Consider the following 17,294-nt stretch of genomic DNA (forward strand, 5'->3'; position numbering starts at 1 on the left):
TCCGACGTCACAGAAACGCAAAAAGATCAAAGGGACAGATATGTCTTACATGAATTTCATCGGCGGGGATTGGGTTCCTGCCTCCTCGGGCGCGACGTTCGAGAACCGCAATCCGGCGGATCAGGGGGATCTCATCGGTCTGTTTCCCGATGGCGGTGAGGCAGATGTGGCCGCCGCCGTTGAAACGGTGTCGAATGCCTGGCCTGCATGGGCGGCAAAGGGCCCCGAGGCGCGCGCCGATGTGCTTTACAAGGCCGCCGATATCATTTCCTCGCGGATCGACAGCATCGCGGCAGAGCTGACCCGCGAAGAGGGTAAAACGCTGACCGAAGCGCGCAATGAGACCAGCCGGATTGCCGCGAATTTCCGGTTCTACGCGGGCGAGGCGCTTCGGCTCAAAGGAGAAAGTTTTCCGATGCCTGAGGGGCAGATTGCGCTGACGCTGCGCTCGCCCGTTGGCGTTGTCGCGGTGATCACGCCGTGGAATTTTCCGCTCTCTATGGCTGCGCGCAAGATCGCGCCGGCTCTGGCGGCGGGCAATGGTGTCATTTTCAAACCCTCCGAAATGACGCCGCTGATGGGGCAGCGCTTGGTCGAAGTGCTGCTTGATGCCGGTCTGCCGAAAGGGCTGATCGCGCTCATTCATGGGCGCGGGCCGACCGTGGGCAAGGCGATCACCTCGACGCCGGGGATTGATGCGCTCACCTTCACCGGCTCTTACGCGGTGGGGATGCAGATTGCGCAGGCGCTCACCACGGACACGCGCTGTCAGCTTGAGATGGGCGGCAAGAACGCCACCATCGTGTTGCAGGACGCCGATCTCGACCGGGCCGCCGCGATCATTCAGCGCGGGGCCTTCGGGTTGACGGGGCAGGCCTGTACCGGCACCAGCCGGGTTCTGGTGGCGCGCAAACACTATGATGCGTTGATCGAGAAACTTACCGGCGTGGCCGAGGGGATCACGATTGGCGCAGGCACGCGTGAGGGGGTCAACATGGGGCCACTGGCGACCGAAGCGCAGCTCGACAAGGTCAAAGCCTATCTCGGTATCGCCACGCAGGAGGGGGGGCGGATCACCACGGGCGGCCTGCCGGAGACCTCCGCCGATCTGTCGAACGGGTTCTTTGTGCGCCCGACCGTGATTGCCGATGTGCCGACGGACAGTCGTCTTTTGCGTGACGAAATCTTCGCGCCCGTGGTCGCCGTCCGCGCCATCGAAGACGTGGAGGAGGCCATCGAGATTGCGGATGACACGGAATACGGGCTTGCTGTCTCCGTTGTGTCCAATGACATGTCTTCCGTTTTGAAGATTGCGCAAAAAACCCAGCACGGCGTCGTGAAGGTCAACAGCCCGACCACTGGCGTCGCCTTGAATGCGCCCTTCGGCGGCTTTAAACATTCCTCCAACCAAAGCGCGAAAGAGCAGGGCGGTGCGAATGTCATGGATTTCTATAGCCGTATCAAAGCCGTGTACTTGGGGGGCTGAATGGATCTGATCCACGATCTGATCGGTGGCGATCTATTGACGCTGCATTTTCTTGGGATGGTCGCCATGGTGTTTGTGGCGGCCATTCTACAGGGCGTCGGCGGGCTTGGCTTCGCCATGTTCTCCGCGCCGATCTCGGCACTGTTTTTCCCGGAAATGGCGCCCGGTCCTTTGCTGGTGCTTGGCGGCTGCCTCTCTGTCATGGTGGTGCTGCGCGAACGCTCTGCGATTGATTTCAAATCCGCAGGGACGATGATTTCGGGCCGTGTGATCGGCAATTTCATTGCGGTTTTCATCATGGCGATGCTCAGTGCCAACAGTTTCTATATCCTCTTTGCCGTGCTGATTCTGATCGGGGTGGCTTTGAGCTATAGCGGCTGGCGGATTGTCGCGAATTGGCGCACTTTGGGTTTTGCCGGGATCATGTCCGGCATCATGGGGACGATCACCTCTTCGGGCGCGCCGCCCTATGCCATCGTGATGCAGAATACACCGCCTGCGACCCTGCGCTCGACGCTGAATTTCACATTCTTTTTCGGGGCGACGACGTCCTTGATCCTGCTGGCCTCGATCGGGCGGTTTGAACTGCGCCAACTCATGCTGGGGCTCTTGCTCTTTCCGGCCCTTGTGTTGGGATTCACGGTCTCAACCCCTCTGGCCCGCCATGTCCCTAAAGAGATGATCCGCCATGTGCTTTTGGGCCTGTCTGCGCTCAGTGCCGTGGGGCTGCTTCTGCGAGCGCTTCTCTGAGAGATCAGTCGGTTGCGGCCTCTGGCTCCACCGCATTATACACATGCCGAGAGGCCAGAATGGCGGCAAGCTCTTCGTCGCCCGCGATCACCGCGCGTAGGATATCCGCATGTTCGCGCCAGGTTTCGCGCACTTTCACCGGGTCGTCCTGTTTGAACAGCATCGACGTTTGGTCACGCAGGGTGCGGATCAGGTCCTGAAGCGTCACATTGCCCGATACCTCGCCCAGGGCTGTGTGAAAAGCGTCATTATGGGCGCGCATTTCGCTAAAGTCGCCTTTCTCAATATCGGCTTCGCCTGCGGCAAGAACACGTTGCAGCGCCGTGATCCGGTCAGGATCCTTGCGACGCGCGGCGAGGCGGGCGTTGAGGGCTTCAAGTGTGGCGCGCACCTCGATCAGGTCCATCTTCTGATCCGCTGCGGGCATGGAGACCGTCGCGCCGCGGCGTGGAATGATCTTGACCAGCCCTTCGGCGGCGAGCTCACGCAGCGCCTCGCGCACGGGCATGCGTGACACGCCCATTTCCTCTGAAATCCGGCCTTCGACAAGGCGGGTGCCCTGTTCGAACTCGCCATTCAGAATACGCTGTCTGAGCGCATCTTTGACCATCTTCGTCAAAGGTGTGTGTGCGTCGCCGATTGCCAAACTCATTATTTTGTCCTGTGTCTGCTCTTCTGCGCGTCTGCGTGTCGTGTTGTGGTTGTCGGTGAGGGCGCTTCATTCTGTATACCAGAGTCTCTTTAGCTTTGCCAAGCCCGGTGCGCGCATGGGTCATCTGGCCCTGTCTCACCGATGAAGACCGCGTGCAAGGTGCTGAATTTAAGGGGGTGGGTAGGCGGTGGGCTGTGCGGTTTGGTTATAGGGAGGTCGGTAAGGTTGTCGGACTCTGGCCGGTTTGCGTATTGGTTACGGGAAGGCTTTAAACGGTATACTAAAATTTAAGCACAACTGTTGATTTTATAGAAAAAAGCGCAATTTCGATTGAATTTGACAGCTCGGCTCTTGGATATTTTGAGATATGGTATACTAAAAAAGACAACAACAAACGCACAACAAAAGAGATAGACCTTTGAAAACAGTTCTCAGACTGCAATCCGAAGAGGCGCGCGTCATGATGGCCGCGGCTGTTGAAAAATCCAAAGAAATCGGCGTTTTGGAGACCATCTGCATCGCAGATGACGGTGGTTTTCCGATTCTGATTGAGCGTATGGATGGGGCGCGGGTGACCGGGCCGCAAATCGCTTGGAACAAGGCGTTTACAGCGGCCACACATAAGCGCTCGACCCATCTGTTCAACAAGGCCCCCAATGGTCCGGCCCTGCCGGGAAACGAGGCCTTTGGTATCCAATTGTCCTTTGAAGGCAGGTTTGCGGTTTTTGTCGGCGGTTTTCCGATCGTTGTGGATGGTGAAGTGATCGGCGGCGTCGGACTTTCCGGCGGCAATGGCGATCAGGACACGGCTGCAGGTGTGGCAGCGCTTCAGGCTTTGGCGGATTTGCTCGCACCGCAGGGTCATGACGTCGTGGTTGCCGCCGATATCAAGAAGTGAGGCGGCCATGACCATCATTCGTGCCCTTCATAAAATCGAAAACGAAGATCAGGCCGCTCTGGCACAGGTGACATTGGCCGAGACCGGTGACGCGTTCAGCGTCGAGCCCCATGAAACCATTTTGGCCGCAGCATTGAACGCAGGCGTGGATCTGGCGCATGACTGCAAGACCGGGTTTTGCGGGTCCTGTCGCATTCGTCTGCTGGACGGAGAGGTCGTCTATGATGAGGAGCCTCTCGGTTTGAGTGAAGAAGAGCGGGGTTGTGGCTTTGCTCTGGCGTGCCAGGCGCGTGCGCGGATGAACCTGAAAATCTCGGCGGAGTTGATGCCGACGGACCGGGTGGAGCCGGTGGAGATTCTGTCCGAAGTGATCTCCGTGACGCAGGTCTGCGATGACATCATCCGGTTGCGGTTGCGCCCTGAGGGCGAGATGCCTGCTTTTCAGCCCGGCCAATATATCAATGTGGTGACCGAAAGCGGGGCGACGCGGTCGTTTTCCATTGCGTCGTCCCCCTCCGAGGCTGAGATCGACCTGCACATCCGGGTGATCCCCGGCGGGATGTATACCGATGGTGTGCTCAAGGGGCTGATCCCTGGCGCGAAGGTCCATCTGCATGGGCCGCATGGGCTGTTTTGCCTACATGCCGAGGATTTTCGCCCTCTGCTTTTGGTGGCGACCGGGACGGGAATTGCGCCACTGCGCGCGATGCTGGCCGCTTTGAAGGAAGACCGCGATGGACCGCCGGTGGCACTCTATTGGGGGATGCGCGAGGAACGCGAACTCTATCTCGCCGAAGAGATTGCCGCTTTGGGGGCGGAGCTGGAGGATTTCAGCTTTGTGCCTGTGCTGTCACGTGCGCCAGAGGGCGTGCATCGCCGGGGCTATGTCCAAGACGCGGTGCTGGCCGATCTGCCGGATCTGTCGGAACATGCGATCTATCTGTGCGGCTCGCCGGAGATGATTGCTGAGGCGCGTGGGCGCTTTTTGGAAGCCGGGGCAAGCGTCAACCACATCTACGCCGATAGCTTTCACTTCGCGCATAATCTCTAACCACCCCAAAAGGGTCAAAAAATAGGGAGGCCGGGGTCCATGTCCTCGTCCGTATGGAAGTATTTTCACTGGAGTTTCGCGATCACGACCGTCGGCATCGCGCTCTGTTTCTGGCTTGGCTGGGTCTATACCGGACAGATGTCAGGCATGATGGCCTTTGCGCTGATCGGGCTAATCCTGACCGTGCTGGAAATCTCGCTGAGTTTCGACAATGCCATCGTCAACGCCAATAAGCTCGAAGAGATGGATGATGTCTGGCGGCGGCGCTTTCTGACCTGGGGCATTCTGATCGCGGTCTTCGGAATGCGCATCATCTTTCCGCTCGCGGTGGTCTCCATCGCGGCTCATATCGGCCCCATCGAGGCGGTCAAACTCGCCGCAGGCCACCCCGCCGAATACGCCCGGCTGATCGGTGAGGCGCATTTGTCGATCTCGGCTTTCGGGGGGACGTTTTTGATGATGGTGGCGCTGAATTATTTCATCGACCCCGAAAAGGAGGTCGACTGGCTGCGCCCGCTGGAAGATTTGTTGCGCAAATGGGCCTCTGTGCGGGGTCTTGCCATCGGCCTGGTGCTTTTGATCGTGCTGGTCTTTTCCAGCCTGATCGACGCGCCGGAGCGCGGCACCTTCATGTATGCCGCCATGGCAGGTCTCGTGACCTTCATTGCCGTGGAAACGCTCGGCCATATTCTCGACAGCGGTGCCGCTTTGGCAAAAGGCGGATTGGGCGCTTTTCTCTATCTCGAAGTGCTCGATGCGTCGTTCAGTTTCGATGGGGTGATCGGGGCCTTTGCCTTGACCCAGAACCTGTTCCTGATTGCCATCGGGCTTGGCATCGGCGCGATGTATGTGCGCTCGATGACGATCATGCTGGTCGAAAAGCAAACCCTGACCGAGTTTCGCTATCTCGAACACGGGGCCTTCTATTCGATCCTTGTCCTGTCTTGCGTGATGTTTGCCCAAAGCCTTGTGCATATCCCGGAGGTGATCACCGGGCTCATCGGCGCGACATTTATTGCGCTCTCTCTGGTCTCCTCGGTGCGCTACAACCGCAGACGCCGTGAGGAGGCCGTCACCGCTTAGGCCGGCCCTCTTCCCGGTCTTGATCTGAGGCGCTTTCTCGGTTTTTCCCTTGGCCGGCGAAGCGCCTCATTTTTTTGTTTGAAATGGATGTCGCGACATCTGCGGGGCGAAAATCCGCCCCTTTTTCTGAGCGCGCCTCGGGCGGATAGTCGGACAGCTCCGGCAGATCGACGATCAGCAGAGCTTCCACCGTGTCCGCCCGCTCAATTGCGCCCCCGTCCGGCCCTGCCACGGTCGAGCCGCCGCCAAAGTCCAAGCCATTGTCCGCACCGCAATAATTCGCATAGGCGACAAATCCCCTGATTTCATGGGCGCGGGCAGGCACCAGTATGTTTTGCACATGCTCATAGCCTTTGGGATTGGCGGTCGGGACAAAAATCACTTCGGCCCCGGCCTGTGCGAGGCTGGCCGCATGTCCGGGGAACTCGATGTCATAGCAAATCAGCAAGCCGCATCTGCGCCCGCAGAGATCAAAGGGCGGGGCAAGCTCTGTCCCATGAGAAAAGCTCGCGTGCTCCATCTCGCCGAAAAGCTGAACCTTGCGGTAATGCGACACAATCGTGCCAAAACGGTCCAGACATGTGGCGGCGTTATAAACGTCCGACCCGTCGCGTTCCGCCCAGCCGAGAACCAGGGCGCAGCCGATCTCCTTGATCATGGCGCGAAGGGACTGCATCCGGGGGCCGTCCAAGGCCTCTGCCTCGCTGCGATGTCTTTGCGGCTGGTTGTAGCCGGGGAAGAACAGCTCAGGCGTGATCAGCACATCGACCCCGGCCTTGCTGGCGGCCAGAAGCGCCTTGCGTAGTGAGGCAAGTCCGTTGGACGAGGGCGACGTCTGATATAAGGCGATGCGCATGGACGTTCCTGACCCTAGGTCCGGGACTGGCGCCAGCTGCGTGCCGCCATGCCAAAATGTTCCCGAAACCGTGTGCTCAGATGGGCCGGGCTGGAATAGCCGCAGTCATAGGAAATCTCTGCCAAGCTGCGATCCGTATGTGTGATGAGGCAGACCGCCTGTTCAAACCGCATCTGCCGGAGACAGTCGAACACGGTCATGCCGGTTTCCTCGCGAAAGGCCTTTGTCAGGGTCACATGGCTGACATTGAGCTCATACGAGATTTGCGACAGTGACAGCCGTTCCGAAAGGTGTTCGGCCATGTAGGCCCGGGCCTGCGAGACAAGGGTGCTGCGGTCGGACGAATAGGACGTGAAGCGTTTGGCGTCGATTTCCTCAAGCACATGACCGATGAGGGCGTGGCATTGACCCTCCTTGCGGATCATGGATCGGGAACTGCCGCCCGTGTCGAAAAGTGAGCCAAGCGCGTATTGCGCGGGGGTCGACAGGTGCAGACGGTAAAATCGACCGGATTGAGAGAAGCTTTCCTCAAGGCAGAGGCTCATCTGACGGGGCAGGTTCTCGGGGCAAAGGGTGAAGACGATATTCGTACAGCCCGTCTCCTGGGACACAACGCGATGGAGTGGACGTACGCCCGGTCTGTAGGCCCAGATCTGCCCGCGCTTTATGGTATGTGTTGCCACCTTGTTTTGCGGCGCAAGTGTCATGCTGCCGGAGAGATTTATGACGAAAATGATCTGATCTTCGGGGCGTCGAATATCCGCGATATGATCGCGCTCTGGCGGAAAGAGACTGTGCGCTGCCGTGATCCCATGTGAAATCCTGAGGATGTTGACGCGCTGCGCATCACGGCCATTGGTCATCGCGATATTAGCAAGCGTTCCGGTGTCTCTGGGCCAGAGCTGGGTAGGTTCGATGAACATGGTGATATGACGTCCGGCGCTGGGATTTCCTTCCATCGTGACGGCCTGGGCGAGCCTGTCAAGCGCAGGGGAGACCTCTCTCCTGCGCGCCATGTTTTCTTATGGTTTTTAAGGCTTTTGCGGTGAATTTCTATGCGGTTTCCAAATGCGATTTGACCGCGTCTGTGACCGCTTCGGGATGCGAGATATGCATCCCATGACCCGCACCGCCGATCCGGCGGATGACTGCATTGGGCAGGCGTTCTGAGATCTGTTGGATGACGGCCGTATAGGCCGGAAGCGTGGCGTCCCCGGTCATGAGTGTGATCTGACCGGGAAACCCCGACAGCGCGCTGACGTTGACCGCCAGGCGATCCGGGTCACGAAACTGATCGAGCCAGGTATGCGCATTGGCAAGGATTGTCGCGCGGGCCTCGGCGTCGAATACCTTGTGCCAGGCATTCTCCCCAAAGGCGACCTGTTCGATGAACAGCTTCGCGCCCTCCTCGATATGACCCTCTTCGATCAATGCGGCGGCCTGTTTCATCAGACCGCCTGCCTCGCGTTTGAGGGCTTCGTTTTCGTCTGTCAAAAGACCAAAAACCGGCGGCTCCAAAAGCACAAGCGAGCGCACCCGGTCCGGGTAGCGGCTGGCGAGCACTATGGATACGTTGGCGCCGTAGGAATGGCCGACGACATGGGCCGTTTCAATATCGAGATGGTCAAGAAGCGCTATGACATCCGCGACATCCTCGCTCAGACGACCCTGGCCTTCGGGGGCAGAGCTTTGGCTGTGTCCGCGGCGGTCATAACGCAGAAGGGGCCGGTCTGTGAGGCCTTTTGCAAGCCCGTCCCAGCTTCGGTGATCGTCCCATGACCCGTGTATACAAATAAGCGGAATGTCGTCATTCTGGGCTGGGGGGAGATAGGCAAGGCTGAAATCCTCAAAGTCGATTTTATCCATTATATTCTGCATGTTGAGATTCCTTTTTCTCTCATTTCATGCTGTGAGAATAATGTATTGCGAGAGGTGTGAAATAAAACAGTATACCAAAATTGGTGTGATGACCGTGAATGCGTTTGGGAAGCTGAGAGCTTTATTAAATATCTTTATTTTTCATGTGGTTGTGATGATTTTCAGATTTGCGGAAAAAACTCTCGTACGTGATGTGAGGGGCTGGAATTTGATGTGACGCGCGGCAAAACCGCCAAAATGCGGTTTTGGAGGTCACGTCGAATGGATTTTGCGAAAATCTAATAAAATATTGATTTTCAAAATAAAAAATGAAACTTCCTGCGTCGCACCTTGCCGATCAGAAGGGGGGTGGAGCGCAGCGCGCCCAGCTCTTTAGGTTTTCGGAGAAACAGGCTCTTTCTGACCATCAAGCCGATGCTGTTTTCTGCACTCTTTCCGGACATGAAACTCCCGTGCCTTACGGTGCGGCAGATGAATGTTGTCTGTGGGTTTTTTCGCCGGTTTTTGGGCAATTTCTTAGGTCGCGGGACGGGTGTTTCTTACCCTGATGACAGAGCGCGCGACGCTTGAGGTCAGGATAAAACCCGGACCGCAATGGCAATTATCGCGCCTTTCAAAAACGACGCACATACCACCGCACACACCAAAGACAGGGTCATCATGACGATAAAACGCACATTCGCAGGCGTAAAACATCTGTTTCAAACCGAATTTCTCAAACCGCTTCTGATCGGGTTTGCCATGTCTGCCGGGGCATGGCCGATTGTTGCGGGCGACATGACCATAGCCATCAGTGGCGAACCGACAACGCTCGATCCGCAAAAACGCGATGACGGCTCTGAGCGCGCCGTGAATGACAATATTTACGAAACATTGATGCGGCGCGAGGCCGACGGGATGTTGGTTCCGGGACTGGCTGCCGCGATGCCAGAGCAGATTGATGATCTGACATGGCAGTTTGTGTTGCGTCCGGGGATCACGTTTCACAACGGTCAGCCGTTGGTCGCAGAGGACGTGGTGGCCTCGGTTCTGCGCATCATCGACCCGGACTATAATTCAGAACAGGTCTCGTATTTCTCGACCATTGTCTCCGCCGAGGCGGTTGATCCGCTGACGGTTCAGATCAAAACCGCCACGCCCGATCCGATCCTTCCGGCGCGGATGTATTGGATGAAAATCCTGTCTGCGACTTATATGCAGGACGCGGCGTTTGACACGATGCCGATGGGGACGGGGCCCTATAAATTGACGGGCTGGACCCATGGCGAAAGCATCACCTTAGCCCGCAATGAGACCTATTGGGGCGCGCCGCCGCAGATCGACAGCGTGACCTATCGCTTCATCCCGGAGCCGGGCACGCAATTGTCGGGCCTGATGGCGGGGGAGCTGGATCTGATCTCCAATCTCTATCCCGAATTTGCAGAAGCCGTTCCACAAGCCATCACCAGCGCCGGGATGGAGGCGCCGCTTGTGGTGCTCTCAACAGAAAACCCGGTGATGAATGATCCGCGTGTGCGCCGTGCACTCAATCTGGCGGTGGATCGTGCGACACTGGCTGACAGCCTGTTTGTAGGCCATGCGGTTCCGGCCAAAGGGCAGGTGGTGAACCCGAAAAGCTTTGGTTTCAACGCGGCCCTACCGGGGTACAGCTATGACCCGGAGCAGGCCAAAGCGCTGATCGAAGAGGCTGGCGCGGTCGGGCAAACCATCACCTTTGTCGGTGAGAGCGGACGTTGGCTCAAGGATCGCGAGTTGATCGAGGCGGTCGGCGCCTATTGGAGTGAGGCGGGGCTTACGGTCGATATCCAGATCGAGGAATTCGGCGAATATCTCAACCGGCTCTTCGACAAGGAGACCCGCCCGGATGCGATTTTCGTCTCCACCTCGGATGAGCTTTTCGATGCGGACCGACCTTTGAGCGCCATTCTCGAATATGGCGCGAGCTATGCCTCGAACGCGGATGAGGAGATGGCGGCACAGATACGGGCGGGACGATCGGAGACCGATATGGAGAAACGCCACGCGATCTATGACGCGGTGACACAAAAGGCTTTCAATCTCGATTACCTCGTGCCGCTTCTCAATCTGGAAAACATCTATGGCGTGTCCAGCCGTCTCGACTGGTCCCCGCGCATCGACGGAAAACTGATCGTTCAGGACATGAGCCTCTCCGAGTGAGCGGAGCGGGCAAAAAGAAAAAGGATGAAGATATGACACATTTTGCACTGACACGGCGGCAGGGTCTCATCGGGCTGGCGGGCTTGGCCGCCTCTCTATCTGTGACCGTTTCCGCCACAGGAACGATGGCACAAAGCGCGGCGTCCAAGACCTTTGTTCTGGTCCATGGCGCCTGGCATGGCGGATGGTGCTGGCACAAAGTTATTCCACAGCTTTTGGCGCAGGGTCACAGGGTTTATGCGCCCAGCCTGACGGGTCTGGGTGACCGCAGCCACTTGATCACACCCGAGACGGACCTTGGGACTCATGTCTCTGATATCGTGAACCTTTTGGAGTTCAACGATCTGAAAAACGTGATCTTGGTGGGGCACAGCTACGCGGGGATGGTGATTACAGGCGTGGCGGCAAAGGCGGCTGTGCGGATCGGACATCTGGTCTATCTCGATGCCTTCCTGCCCGAGGATGGGATGTCTTTGAACGACTACATGTCGGACAAGGGCCGAGAGATTTTCGCGGCCAACGCCAGAGATCACGGCGACGGCTGGCGCTTGCCCTTTGATGGCTCTTTCACGCTGGAGGGGCTTGGGGTGAGTGATCCGACCGATCAGGACTGGATGCGGCCCCGGTTGACCGATCAGCCCTATGCGAGCTTCACGCAGGCGGTCGAGGTGCCCGAGGGGCTGTGGGATGCTGTGCGGGGGAGCTATGTGCTCTGTTCGCGGCGACCGCATTATATCGCGATGGCTGAACGTGCCGTGGCGATGGGGTTTGCGCGGGCGGGTTTGCAGGACAAGGGACATGACGCGATGGTGACCCAGCCGGATGAGGTTGCGGAGGTCTTGCTCAAGCTGGCTTCCGCTTGAGACGAAAAGCTGTTCCGCGCCGCCACGTTCTCCGAGTGGCATTATCTCTAAGGTTGTAGCGGTGGGCAAGAGGCGGCTGAGGCGATGTCGAAGCATGCGAAGTTCCCTTGTTTTACTGAAGATCTATAAGGACTGGTGCCCGACTTGGGGCGCGGTCTGCAACACGAATGTCCGGAGCAAAAACAGGCGTACCCGCCAGCCGGGATCGGATCCGATGGATGCGCGCCGTGTTCGGCATCAGCTGACCCAAACCATAAGCACCCTTGGGGCTGACGGCGGTCGGGTTATAGCTGCTTTCAGCCTCGGCCAGGGCGCGGAACAAGACCTGCCAGTCCTGCGCGTCGAGACCGATGCGACCCAAGGCGCGATTGCCCGCATTGCGATCTGCTGTGGCGTGGATCAGGGAGTGTAGATATGCCCATGAAATTCAAGGGATTCGAGCAGATCGGGAGCGAGTGAAGCCCGATCAATGCTTTTTAAATGGAGCAGAATATTCGGATATAGATCATAGAAATGAAGCAAGTTGGCGAGCATTTTTCGGACCTTCAAGTTTAATCAGTCAACCCTATGACCTTAAATTGCACCGTTTCAAGCTCATCGCCGAATTCAAATTCGTTGCGCTTGGCGCAAAACATCGTCTCTGATGTGCTCAGGCAAGTCGCGGGGCGTTTTAACATCAACCCTTATGGCAAGGGCCTCTTCCAGAGCTTCCTGCAAACCTCCCAGATCGAATAGAGTGGTGCCCGGCAACGGGTCCACCAAAACATCAAGGTCGCTTTGCATGGTGTCTTTTCCCGTAAGCGCAGAGCCATAGATGCGAGGATTTTCGACGCGATACTGTGCCACCAGAAGACGTATGATTTCTCGTTTCTGCCTGAAAACCTGTGAGGGTCTTGTTTGGGTCATAGCGCTTTCCTCAACCTCTTCAGCCCCTCGGTAACTGAGCACGATAGTGGTGAAATCTGAAACGTCGATCCTCTTTGACTCAATGACGCTGGTTTTCTGAATCTTGCAAGTGGACGACGTCATGCAGTCCTGAGCCTAAATTCAGAATTTGGTTTTGAGGTGATATCTTTGTTTTGAGATGAAACTGAGTCTGGCTCAATAAATGAGTCTTGATTTGAAAACTGATTATTAAATCAAGACTTAGTTTTGCGTTTAAAAACATAATCTTGAGTGATTTTTAGGGGCTTGACGGGCGGCTTGCATTAAGTGATTCTCTTCACCGATAAAACACGGTGTGAAAGGGGATAGCATGCGCGTCGACAGGGTGCGGCATGAGCGGATCAAGTGCGCCTTGCGCATTTCTGGCTCTAGCTTTTCTGACATCGCGGCAGAACTGGGGATCAAGCCCCATTCCGTCTCTGAAGTCAGTTTGGGCACGTCGCGCTCGCGGCGTGTCGAGCGCGCACTTGCCACGGCTTTGTCCACCCCCGTCGAGACACTGTTTGATGACAGGTATGGAGATCAACATGATCTAGAGACGTAAGATATTAATCATCCAAAAGCATCGAGAGCAATCCCCTGTCGTTACGATAGAGCGAGTGTTTTTGTGCATGTGGTTTGGATAGGATGAAGCCTTGGGTCTTGCAAACCCAAGGCCTCTTGAAATCGATTGGTGCCGATTTCCCTAAACATCTCCCACATCCAGCGAATTGTCAACCTTTCGACGGCGTCTGCGTCGCCGGAAGGCCTGTCTGAAACGGAATGAAGGGGCTGCAGAGTTCGGCGCGGCATAGTACGCGCGCTTGACATGACTGCTCATCAAAAATGGAAAATATCAGTAAATCCCCCGCGCGAGGCGGGCGGGATGCGGTTGTGCACGGGTGTCGAGCGCCCCTGCCGATTGCGACGAGACTGGCGGATGGCGAAGCGGCCACATCGCGGGCCAGTCGTGCCGCCCAAAACAACGGCTATGCATCTTTGCAAGCCCTGTGCAGCGACCAACGTATCCATGTTTTGAAGTTATGTAATGGACGTGACGCTGAGATCAGACACATCGCCGAGCTTACTGGCGTTGCGTTCGACACACTTCGCTTCAATACGCCGCGCCTTGATCAGCAAGGTTGGTTCCGGCTTGGGGCAGAGCGGATCAAAGCCACGGCTTTCACCCGTTCTGGCGGGCAGGTCTGTCCCGCTTGCGTGCTCGAAGGCCGCACGGATGATGCTCGGAATGGCGCTTTTCAAAAGGGCATCTGGCAGGTCTCGAGCCTGCATTGCTGTCTAAAACATAAGGTGGCGCTTGTCCCATTGGAGGTCTCGGGCAATAGCAAGTCCGTCCATGACTTTGCACAGCATGTTAAAAGCTGGGTGCCGGGCGAAATCACCGAGGTGGCAGATGAAGACCTTGGCTTAGCGGTCTACCTCACAGATCGGATCAGGCTGGGTCGCGGACAGGCTTGGCTCGACGGCTTTGAGTTTCACGTTGTCTCTTCGTTTGTCGAAGCACTCGGCACCCTGTTGAAATTCGGGTCAAAAGCGCGCCCGCATCTACTCTCTGCTCCCGAGCTGATCAAGGCTGGTGCGGCAGGATACGCCGTTGCAAGACACGGGCCGGACGCCATTCGGAATGCGCTCGATACCATCCGGACGTCGGCGCCCAAATCCCAGAAACCAGATTATTCGAAAATCTATGGCCCGGTGATCGCGGAACTGCGGGCACGGCGAAACGATCCGGACTTCGACGTGTTGCGACACCTCATACGTGAGTACGTTTTAGATTATTTTTATGTGCCCGAAGGTACTTCGCTCCTGGGCGAAACCTGCGGGGCGCCGCGTCTGCTCACCGTGGGTGTGGCCTCAAAGCGCTCAGGCATTCCGATTTCCACGCTTACGCGCCAGCTCAAGCGCGATGGTGAGCTGACGTCGGAGATGAAGAATGGCTTGAGTGACCGGGCGATGCTTGTGTCAGCCACGGTGATGGATGCTGCCATTGGTGAGGCGGAAAAGCTCACTTCTCTCAAGATCGCTCGGGAGGTGCTTGGTTGCGACCGTTACACGATGGAACGCCTCATTGAGAGCGGGATGATGCCCCTGCATTTCCCGGCGGGTGAGGGCAGTTTGCCGATGCTTCACAGCGACGAAATCTTAAACTTTGTCTCGCGTCTGCAAGCGGTAACCGAAGTGCGGTCGGATCTCGGGGCGGATGATCTGCTGCTGGCAGAGGTCGCACGTCAGTGTCACTGCACGATGCATTGGCTGCTGTTGACGGCGCTCTCTGGTAACCTGCGACTGGTTTCAAAGCTCAAAGAACCGTTTCGACTGACCGAGTTCTATGTGTCGCTGTCAGAGGTCCGGGACCAACTGGAGCTGGTCCCCGAAGGGCATGTAACGGTGGCTCAGGCCGCGAAGCTGCTGGGATGCAATGTGGCGACAATTCATGCCCTCGCGGAGGGCGGCTTTGTTGGGTCTCAGTTTCAGGATGCGCGACTGTCGAACCGCAAACGGCGCGTGGTTTCTCTCGCGGATCTCGAGGCCTTTGAGCGCGACTACATCTTGCTGCGCGCTCTGAGCGGGACGCGGCGCGCTGATTTTGAAGCTCTTCAGCTCCAGCTTTCAGAGCAGGGTGTCGAGCCGCTTCAGCTCGGTGAAACTGCCAGAAAATTCTTCAAACGCGTTGAGATCGAGCGACTTGCCTACCGCCCCGGAGGCCACGCGCTGGCACGCCTTCTGGCCGCTGACGAGATGCACCCGCGCCTCTCGGATGGCGTCTTTTAATCCAAAAAAATGAACAGGGCCGAGAGGCCCAAACGACGAGCAAAATAATGACAGATAAAATCGAAATCATCGACCACGATAGTTGGGCCTACAACCTGCCCAAAACCCGAACTGCGGGCAAAATCACCATAGGAGATATTCCGGGGGTCCTTCCGTTCACCGGCGTGCGCAATCCGCTGACCACCAGTAGCACGAGCCAGAAAGTTGCCCTGACGTATCGGACGGCTGCGAATAATTTTGTCCCGAAAGTCGGGGCGGCAGAAAGCTTGGCTGAGGCCGCAGTTGCGCATGAAGCCTTGAGCAGCGGAAAATTCTACGACGTGGAATTCCAGCCTGTGCGTTTTCAATATGAACATTCTGCTGGAGGGGTGCACTGGCATACGATTGATCTCAGACTCACGCTGAGAAATGGTCTGGCGTGCTTCGTTTTCGTGCGCAACGCGACCAGCCTGTCGAAGCCGCAGACCATCGCTGAGATCACGGCAATCCGTCAAGCTGCACCACGGGCCGAGGCGCATAAGTTCATTGTCATAGATGCCGACGGCTACAATCGCGCGCGCCGGGACAACCTGCGCCGTATGCATCATTTTACCTGTTTTGAACCCGATCCTCAGTCGGACGCTCTTGTGGAGGCGGCGGCTTACGATCTCAAGACGCTCTGGCGGATCTCTGATTTGTTCAATGTAATCGACTTGCCCAACGGTCACATCATGAAATCCTGTCTCCGCCTCATCGCGCGCGGTGCATTAAAAGCAAACCTGAATGCTGTGATCGGGGCGCACTCTCGTCTCTGGAGGGCTGCAAAATGAGCGTGCGTCTGAATTATCATGTGCCCGCTGGTACTCAACTGACCAGCGGCGGCAGCTCCTTTTTTCTCTACCCGCAAAAAGGTGGAGTATACCGTGCGGAAGACGTTGTAACGGGGCGGTCTGAGATGTGGACGGCAGATCAGTTTCTGGACCGCTCAAGCCGACCGGACGCGTCGCGCTCGTACCATAATGTGCGCGGGAACCTGGCGTCCGCACGCATCCAAGCGGGTGGGCTTTTCCATCGGGATCAGTTGAACGCGAAAGGGCGTGACACAGTCAAACTGCGCAAAGCATTGATGGTTGGTATCGAAGCTCTTGAGGTTGAGGGACTGAAGATCACGGGACCCGCTCTTGCCAAATTGCAGAACCGCAGAAAGATCCGTGATCTCGCGCAGCCACATTATCCGGATCGACCGATCTGGATCACACCACGCGGTGGGAGTACGCGAGAGTGTGCAATTATGCCAATGGGCCGCACCTTAAATGGCTATTGGACGCGCTACGTCGATGCGGGCTTTGATGAAATGGCGCTGGCCGATCAAAATTGGCTGAAAGGGAATCGCACCCCACGTATCCATTGGCGTGTCCGGGAGCTGATTGATCAGGCGATTGATGAGGTGCATCTCGATCTGAGAGAGCCGCAGATCTCTGTGGCGCTAAGTCGGCTAGAGACGCTCATAGCCTTGGAAAACGAACGGCGCGCTGTGCGCGAACAAAGTGAGCTGAATTGCGTTACACACAAAACGGTTTCCGACCATGTCACAATGATCAACGCGACGGCGCGAGCCATTGGCAGAGATGGAGAGCGTGCGGCAACGAACGCGCGCACGCGGGGCAGCACCGATACCCGCGCTCTCATGATTGGCGAAAACGTTGAAGTTGATGAGTGTAAATTGTCCGTACTTACCCCGGTGCGTAAAACCGGATTTTGGGAGGCGCTGAGTGCGGAGGACAAAGAGGCGCTCGAAGAATTAGAGGAATATGTGACGTCACGGCTATGGCTGGTGCTTGTGCTGGATGTTGCGACGCGCATGCCACTCGGCTGGACGCTGACCGATGCCCCGAACCATGAG

General features: G+C 57.1%; 19 protein-coding genes. 12 read left to right on the plus strand and 7 right to left on the minus strand.

The genetic code is table 11. The annotated features are described in order from the left end of the window. Positions 1-40 precede the first annotated feature (40 nt). Both C8N42_RS18175 and C8N42_RS18180 read left to right on the plus strand, forming a co-directional pair. Positions 41-1,486, plus strand: a complete 1,446-nt coding sequence (locus C8N42_RS18175) for an aldehyde dehydrogenase family protein (RefSeq protein ID WP_107817914.1) — start codon at positions 41-43, stop codon at positions 1,484-1,486. Continuing rightward, positions 1,487-2,236: a sulfite exporter TauE/SafE family protein gene (locus C8N42_RS18180; RefSeq protein WP_107817915.1), complete on the plus strand. Its 750-nt coding sequence runs from the start codon at positions 1,487-1,489 to the stop codon at positions 2,234-2,236. A gap of 4 nt (positions 2,237-2,240) precedes the next feature. Here the strand turns inward: C8N42_RS18180 and C8N42_RS18185 are convergent, their stop codons facing one another. After that, entirely contained in the window at positions 2,241-2,888 is a 648-nt protein-coding gene (locus C8N42_RS18185; protein ID WP_107817916.1) for a GntR family transcriptional regulator, read from the minus strand. A 418-nt stretch (positions 2,889-3,306) separates the two neighbouring features. Between C8N42_RS18185 and C8N42_RS18190 the strand changes: the two genes are divergently transcribed. The 3 genes from C8N42_RS18190 to C8N42_RS18200 are packed head-to-tail and all read left to right on the plus strand — an operon-like array spanning position 3,307 to position 5,920. After that, entirely contained in the window at positions 3,307-3,786 is a 480-nt protein-coding gene (locus tag C8N42_RS18190; RefSeq protein WP_107817917.1) for a GlcG/HbpS family heme-binding protein, read from the plus strand. 7 nt (positions 3,787-3,793) lie between these two features. Continuing rightward, positions 3,794-4,837 (plus strand): 2Fe-2S iron-sulfur cluster-binding protein, encoded by a 1,044-nt coding sequence (locus tag C8N42_RS18195; protein WP_107817918.1) that lies wholly within the window; start codon positions 3,794-3,796, stop codon positions 4,835-4,837. Between the two features lie 39 nt (positions 4,838-4,876). Then, positions 4,877-5,920, plus strand: coding sequence for a DUF475 domain-containing protein (locus tag C8N42_RS18200; RefSeq protein ID WP_107817919.1), 1,044 nt, complete (start codon positions 4,877-4,879; stop codon positions 5,918-5,920). Here C8N42_RS18200 and C8N42_RS18205 read toward each other — a convergent pair. The 4 genes from C8N42_RS18205 to C8N42_RS21715 all read right to left on the minus strand — a co-directional run bounded on the left by C8N42_RS18205 (position 5,910) and on the right by C8N42_RS21715 (position 9,097). Continuing rightward, on the minus strand, positions 5,910-6,776 hold the full coding sequence (locus C8N42_RS18205) for a carbon-nitrogen hydrolase family protein (protein WP_107817920.1): 867 nt from the start codon (positions 6,774-6,776) through the stop codon (positions 5,910-5,912). The two genes, C8N42_RS18200 and C8N42_RS18205, sit on opposite strands and share 11 nt — an antisense overlap. Before the next feature lie 14 nt (positions 6,777-6,790). Further along, the gene (locus tag C8N42_RS18210; protein WP_170109364.1) at positions 6,791-7,735 is read right to left on the minus strand and encodes a helix-turn-helix domain-containing protein; all 945 of its coding nucleotides are present in this window, start codon (positions 7,733-7,735) and stop codon (positions 6,791-6,793) included. A gap of 94 nt (positions 7,736-7,829) precedes the next feature. After that, a complete protein-coding gene (locus tag C8N42_RS18215; RefSeq protein ID WP_107817922.1) occupies positions 7,830-8,654 on the minus strand; it encodes an alpha/beta fold hydrolase in 825 nt (274 codons plus the stop codon). A gap of 296 nt (positions 8,655-8,950) precedes the next feature. Further along, positions 8,951-9,097 carry a hypothetical protein gene (locus C8N42_RS21715; protein WP_170109365.1) on the minus strand — a complete coding sequence of 49 codons (147 nt, stop codon included), beginning with the start codon at positions 9,095-9,097 and terminating at the stop codon, positions 8,951-8,953. Between the two features lie 217 nt (positions 9,098-9,314). Here C8N42_RS21715 and C8N42_RS18225 point away from each other — a divergent pair, with 217 nt between their 5' ends. Further along, positions 9,315-10,832, plus strand: coding sequence for an ABC transporter substrate-binding protein (locus C8N42_RS18225; RefSeq protein WP_245890278.1), 1,518 nt, complete (start codon positions 9,315-9,317; stop codon positions 10,830-10,832). Between the two features lie 32 nt (positions 10,833-10,864). Continuing rightward, positions 10,865-11,695 carry an alpha/beta fold hydrolase gene (locus tag C8N42_RS18230; RefSeq protein ID WP_107817924.1) on the plus strand — a complete coding sequence of 277 codons (831 nt, stop codon included), beginning with the start codon at positions 10,865-10,867 and terminating at the stop codon, positions 11,693-11,695. Positions 11,696-11,807: 112 nt separating this feature from the next. On the opposite strand, the gene C8N42_RS21970 is transcribed toward C8N42_RS18230, so the two are convergent. Next, on the minus strand, positions 11,808-12,005 hold the full coding sequence (locus C8N42_RS21970; protein WP_245890282.1) for a lytic transglycosylase domain-containing protein: 198 nt from the start codon (positions 12,003-12,005) through the stop codon (positions 11,808-11,810). Between C8N42_RS21970 and C8N42_RS21975 the strand changes: the two genes are divergently transcribed. Further along, positions 11,910-12,107: a hypothetical protein gene (locus C8N42_RS21975; RefSeq protein WP_245890284.1), complete on the plus strand. Its 198-nt coding sequence runs from the start codon at positions 11,910-11,912 to the stop codon at positions 12,105-12,107. The genes C8N42_RS21970 and C8N42_RS21975 overlap by 96 nt on opposite strands. A gap of 194 nt (positions 12,108-12,301) precedes the next feature. On the opposite strand, the gene C8N42_RS18240 is transcribed toward C8N42_RS21975, so the two are convergent. Next, positions 12,302-12,724 (minus strand): nucleotidyltransferase family protein, encoded by a 423-nt coding sequence (locus C8N42_RS18240; RefSeq protein WP_245890280.1) that lies wholly within the window; start codon positions 12,722-12,724, stop codon positions 12,302-12,304. 226 nt (positions 12,725-12,950) lie between these two features. Between C8N42_RS18240 and C8N42_RS22190 the strand changes: the two genes are divergently transcribed. The 4 genes from C8N42_RS22190 to C8N42_RS18260 form a co-directional block, all read left to right on the plus strand. After that, positions 12,951-13,184: a helix-turn-helix domain-containing protein gene (locus tag C8N42_RS22190; protein ID WP_107817925.1), complete on the plus strand. Its 234-nt coding sequence runs from the start codon at positions 12,951-12,953 to the stop codon at positions 13,182-13,184. A gap of 281 nt (positions 13,185-13,465) precedes the next feature. Then, entirely contained in the window at positions 13,466-15,412 is a 1,947-nt protein-coding gene (locus C8N42_RS18250) for a TniQ family protein (protein ID WP_107817926.1), read from the plus strand. A 47-nt stretch (positions 15,413-15,459) separates the two neighbouring features. Beyond that, a complete protein-coding gene (locus C8N42_RS18255; protein WP_107817927.1) occupies positions 15,460-16,221 on the plus strand; it encodes a hypothetical protein in 762 nt (253 codons plus the stop codon). Further along, the coding region (locus tag C8N42_RS18260; protein WP_211309216.1) for a hypothetical protein at positions 16,218-17,294 on the plus strand (1,077 nt) is incomplete at its 3' end. The genes C8N42_RS18255 and C8N42_RS18260, both read left to right, overlap by 4 nt.

Source organism: Celeribacter persicus, assembly GCF_003050785.1.
Lineage (GTDB): Bacteria > Pseudomonadota > Alphaproteobacteria > Rhodobacterales > Rhodobacteraceae > Celeribacter > Celeribacter persicus.

Bases quoted from the DNA above. Each gene is read 5' to 3' on its own strand.
- C8N42_RS18175 (WP_107817914.1), top strand. From the start codon at position 41: ATGTCTTACATGAATTTCATCGGCGGGGATTGGGTTCCTGCCTCCTCG.
- C8N42_RS18180 (WP_107817915.1), top strand. From the start codon at position 1,487: ATGGATCTGATCCACGATCTGATCGGTGGCGATCTATTGACGCTGCAT.
- C8N42_RS18185 (WP_107817916.1), bottom strand. From the start codon at position 2,888: ATGAGTTTGGCAATCGGCGACGCACACACACCTTTGACGAAGATGGTC.
- C8N42_RS18195 (WP_107817918.1), top strand. From the start codon at position 3,794: ATGACCATCATTCGTGCCCTTCATAAAATCGAAAACGAAGATCAGGCC.
- C8N42_RS18200 (WP_107817919.1), top strand. From the start codon at position 4,877: ATGTCCTCGTCCGTATGGAAGTATTTTCACTGGAGTTTCGCGATCACG.
- C8N42_RS18205 (WP_107817920.1), bottom strand. From the start codon at position 6,776: ATGCGCATCGCCTTATATCAGACGTCGCCCTCGTCCAACGGACTTGCC.
- C8N42_RS18210 (WP_170109364.1), bottom strand. From the start codon at position 7,735: ATGGAAGGAAATCCCAGCGCCGGACGTCATATCACCATGTTCATCGAA.
- C8N42_RS18215 (WP_107817922.1), bottom strand. From the start codon at position 8,654: ATGCAGAATATAATGGATAAAATCGACTTTGAGGATTTCAGCCTTGCC.
- C8N42_RS21715 (WP_170109365.1), bottom strand. From the start codon at position 9,097: ATGTCCGGAAAGAGTGCAGAAAACAGCATCGGCTTGATGGTCAGAAAG.
- C8N42_RS18225 (WP_245890278.1), top strand. From the start codon at position 9,315: ATGACGATAAAACGCACATTCGCAGGCGTAAAACATCTGTTTCAAACC.
- C8N42_RS18230 (WP_107817924.1), top strand. From the start codon at position 10,865: ATGACACATTTTGCACTGACACGGCGGCAGGGTCTCATCGGGCTGGCG.
- C8N42_RS21975 (WP_245890284.1), top strand. From the start codon at position 11,910: ATGGATGCGCGCCGTGTTCGGCATCAGCTGACCCAAACCATAAGCACC.
- C8N42_RS18240 (WP_245890280.1), bottom strand. From the start codon at position 12,724: ATGACGTCGTCCACTTGCAAGATTCAGAAAACCAGCGTCATTGAGTCA.
- C8N42_RS22190 (WP_107817925.1), top strand. From the start codon at position 12,951: ATGCGCGTCGACAGGGTGCGGCATGAGCGGATCAAGTGCGCCTTGCGC.
- C8N42_RS18250 (WP_107817926.1), top strand. From the start codon at position 13,466: ATGGAAAATATCAGTAAATCCCCCGCGCGAGGCGGGCGGGATGCGGTT.
- C8N42_RS18255 (WP_107817927.1), top strand. From the start codon at position 15,460: ATGACAGATAAAATCGAAATCATCGACCACGATAGTTGGGCCTACAAC.